General features: G+C 47.3%; 1 protein-coding gene. It reads left to right on the top strand.

Going from position 1 to position 4,604, the window contains the following annotated elements; translation table 11 throughout:
- Positions 1–4,604 (top strand): VCBS domain-containing protein (locus tag IQQ51_RS21945; protein ID WP_193842137.1); only part of this gene is annotated, 4,604 nt, incomplete at both ends.

Genomic DNA, 4,604 nt, shown 5'->3' with positions numbered 1-4,604 from the left:
GATGGCACACCCTCGACTATCAAGGTCACGATTAACGGCACCAACGATAAAGCCACTGTTAGCAGTGCGACCGTCGCTATCGATGAGACCGACAAAGCGGTAACCACATCAGGCACGCTAACCAGTACGGATTTGGATAACCCAGATAATGCTTTCACACCGGATTCCATTGTTGGATCTAACGGCAACCTAACTATTGACGCTAATGGTCATTGGGTGTTCAACGCCAACAGCGCGTTTAACCAATTAAATGTCGGCGATAAGGTCGAAGAAGCCTTCACTGTCTCGTCTGTTGATGGCACGCCGTTCACCATCAAAGTCACGATTAACGGAACTAATGACAAAGCTATTGTCAGCAGTGCGACCGTTGCCATCGATGAAACCGACAAAGCAGTAACGACCTCAGGCACCCTAACCAGTATCGACGTGGATAACCCAGACAATGCGTTCACACCCGATTCCATTTCCGGTACCAACGGTGACCTGACTATTGATGCCAATGGTCATTGGGTCTTCACCGCCAACAGTGCGTTTAATCAATTAAACGTTGGCGATAAAGTCGAAGAAACCTTCACGGTGTCGTCTATTGATGGCACACTTTCGATCATTAAAGTCACGATTAACGGCACTAATGACTCAGCTACTGTCAACAGTGCGATCGTCGCCATCGATGAGACTGACAAAGCAGTAACGACCTCAGGAACATTAACCAGTACTGACGTGGATAATACAGATAATACCTTCACACCCGACTCTATTACTGGAACTAACGGCGACCTTACTATTGATGCTAATGGTCATTGGGTGTTCACCGCCAACAGCGCATTTAATCAATTAAACGTCGGCGATAAGGTCGAAGAAACCTTCACTGTGTCGTCTGTTGATGGCACACCGTCCACTATCAAAGTGACGATTAACGGCACTAACGATGCAGCGACGGTCAGTACCGCAACGGTCAATGTGGATGAAACTGACAGCGCTATAACAACTTCTGGAACCCTCACCAGTACCGATGTAGACAACCCAGATAATACCTTCACACCGGGTTCCATTCCCGGCAACAATGGCAGCCTTACTATTGATGCTAATGGTCACTGGGTGTTCACCGCTAACAGCGCATTTAATCAATTAAATGTCGGCGATAAAGTTGAAGAAACCTTCACTGTCTCTTCCATCGATGGCACATCGTCGACCATTAAAGTCACGATCAACGGCACTAACGACGCCGCAACTGTCAGCAGTGCGACCGTTGCCATTGATGAGACCGACAAAGCAGTAACGACATCAGGAACGTTGACTAGTACCGATGTAGACAACCCAGACAACACGTTTACGCCAGACTCCATTACTGGCACCCACGGCGACTTAACCATTGATGCTAATGGTCACTGGAGCTTCACCGCCAACAGTACGTTTAATCAACTGAACGTTGGCGATAAAGTCGAAGAAACCTTCACGGTGTCGTCTGTAGATGGCACAACGTCCACCATCAAGGTGACGATCAACGGCACTAACGATGCCGCAACTGTCAGCAGTGCGACCGTTGCCATTGATGAGACCGACAAAGCAGTAACGACATCAGGAACGTTGACTAGTACCGATGTAGACAACCCAGACAACACGTTTATGCCAGACTCCATTACTGGCACCCACGGCGACTTAACCATTGATGCCAATGGCCATTGGACGTTCACCGCCAACAGTGCGTTTAATCAGTTGAATGTCGGCGATAAGGTTGAGGAAGCCTTCACCGTCTCGTCAGTTGATGGCACACCGTCGACTATCAAAGTCACGATCAATGGCACGAACGATTCCGCGACAGTCAGCAGTGCGACCGTCGCCATCGATGAAACCGATACTGCCATTTCCACTTCAGGCACGTTAACCAGCACCGATATTGATAATCCAGATAATGCCTTCACACCGGATGCCATTTCCGGCACCAATGGCGACCTGATTATTGATGCTAATGGTCATTGGGCGTTCACCGCCAACAGCGTGTTTAATCAATTAAATGTCGGCGATAAAGTTGAAGAAACCTTCACGGTGTCATCTGTTGATGGCACACCGTCCACCATCAAAGTCACGATTAACGGCACTAATGACCAGCCGAGTATTTCTGGTACAACCTCAGGCGCGGTAGTGGAAGCTGGAGAGAATGGCCCAGGTACGGACAGTGCAACTGGCACCTTGACCACTACGGATCCTGATACCGGTGATACTTTAACCTGGGCGGTACCTCAAGGTCAGGGAGCCTATGGCACAATGACCATTGACCAACAAGGTCAATGGCATTACCAGTTAGATAATAATAATCCAGCAACCAATGCATTAACTGCAGGACAACAGGCACGAGAAACATTCACTATCACTGCAACTGACAGTGGTGGTCATCCAGTTCAACAAATCGTTACTGTGGGTGTGACGGGGTCAAACGACTTGCCAGTGATCAGTACCAGCGGGGTCGCGACGATTGTCGAAGCTGGCAGCAAAGCAGCAGGCATCTCGATAGGCACATCGACTTCTTATGTCATCGACCCTGATAATGGTGATACCGTCACGTGGGCAGTCTCTCAAGGTCAAGGTCAAGGCCATTACGGAACGATGGTGATTACTCAAACTGGTCAATGGCAGTATCAATTAGATAATAGTAGAGCCGCAACAAACGCCTTATGTGAAGGTGATCATGTTCACGAGACATTCACGATTACCGCGACGGATTCATCTGGCACTCCGGTTCAACAACTCATCACGGTCAATATTACGGGCTCTAATGATGCTGCTATCATTTCAGGGACAAGCTCCGGTGCAGTAACCGAAGAATCTAAACTTCAGACTTCAGGCACACTGACTGTCACAGATGTGGATACTGGCGAAGCGCACTTCTCCAACACCGACATAAAAGGCTCATTAGGTACTTTACACCTGACTGACAGTGGTGCTTGGACGTATGATCTCGATAACTCAAATTCTGCCGTTCAAGCACTAGCTAAAGGCCAGCAAGTTAAAGATATCATTACGGTTCAGTCAGCAGATGGTACACCACACCAGATTTCAATAGTTGTAAACGGTCAGAATGATGCAGCTGTTATTACGGGTACAACCACAGGTGCGGTAACAGAAGATCGTATCAATGGTATGAATTGGTTGTTAGCAGGTGGGACAATGCATGTCTCCGACAATGATTCTGGAGAGGCTAAGTTTGATCCTGTTCTACATGCCCACAATTATGCGGGAATTGGTTATACCTCCACACTCGGTGCAGAAGTTGTCGTAACTCCGAATGGCGACTGGGACTACCAACTCGATAATAATATTACTCAAGTGCAGTCTCTAGGACAGGGACAATCCTATATCGATAAAGTCACGGTGCATACTGTTGATGGAACCACGCAAGAGCTACAAATTACCATAACAGGGACCAATGATGCGCCAACGGTTACTGGTAGTCGCGTATTGCCAGTGGGCACCGAGGATCAAACTCTTCGCATTACGCAAACCCAATTATTAGCAGGTGTGACTGATATCGATAAAAATGATGCTAGCACTTTGCACGTTGATGCAGTAACCGCCGATCACGGTTCGGTCACGCAAAATGCGGATGGTTCATTTACCTTTCACCCAGACCAAGATTACAACGGTAAAGTCCAGTTTACTTACGATGTAAAAGACGCACATGGTGGTACAACTCATACAGAGGCAACCACTACGTTGGCGTCTGTAGGAGATAGTGCACAAATCGACTATGCCTCTACGGATAAACATCAATCTGCTGTTATTGAAGATGCTTCTTATATCGACACGCACGATAACCTGCACTTCAATGGTAAATTGACGATTACCGATCCCGATGCGGGAGAAGCCGAGTTTGACATAAATCTTGGTTCACAAACCCCTCAGGGCTCAGGTTATCCGACAAAATTTGGTGGCCACGTTCTTCTCATGCAAGACGGTAGATACACTTATACGATTCAGGATCACCAACCTTTAGTACAAAACCTTAAAGCGGGTGAAGTCATTACCGATGAATGTGTAGTGAGATCTAAAGATGGCACTACTTTTACTATTCAAGTCAATATTCATGGTACCAACGATGCACCTACATTAACTGCGCAACAACATGCTGTAAAAGAAGATGGGGCGCTCCTTTCGGGTCAAATGCAAGGAAACGATGTCGATCATGGCGCCGTATTGGAATATACAACCGCAACGCCAATCGATGGTTTGGTGTTAAATAAAGACGGTAGTTACACCTTCGATCCAACGGATCCTGCCTATCAAAATCTCGCAAATGGTCAGACACAGACCCTAACAATTCCTGTGAAAGTGACAGACGAGAATAATGCGTCTAGTACAGCTAATTTGACCATCGAAATTACTGGCACGAATGACATTCCAGTGATGAGCGCGACAACCGTTCACACCCAAGAAAATGCACGGGTTGTGAATGGTGCAATGAACGCCACCGATGCCGATACTAATGAAATACTCACTTACACTACCACCGCCAATGTGGATGGTTTCCATCTCAACAATGATGGCAGTTATTCTTTTGACCCTAACCACGCCAGTTACGAGCATCTAGGGGAAGGTGAGCATCAACA

It is taken from the genome of Vibrio sp. OPT18, assembly GCF_015163615.1.
Lineage (GTDB): Bacteria > Pseudomonadota > Gammaproteobacteria > Enterobacterales > Vibrionaceae > Vibrio > Vibrio coralliirubri.
Note: the sequence above shows the minus strand (reverse complement) of the source record. Positions and strands in the feature narration are given on the sequence as shown.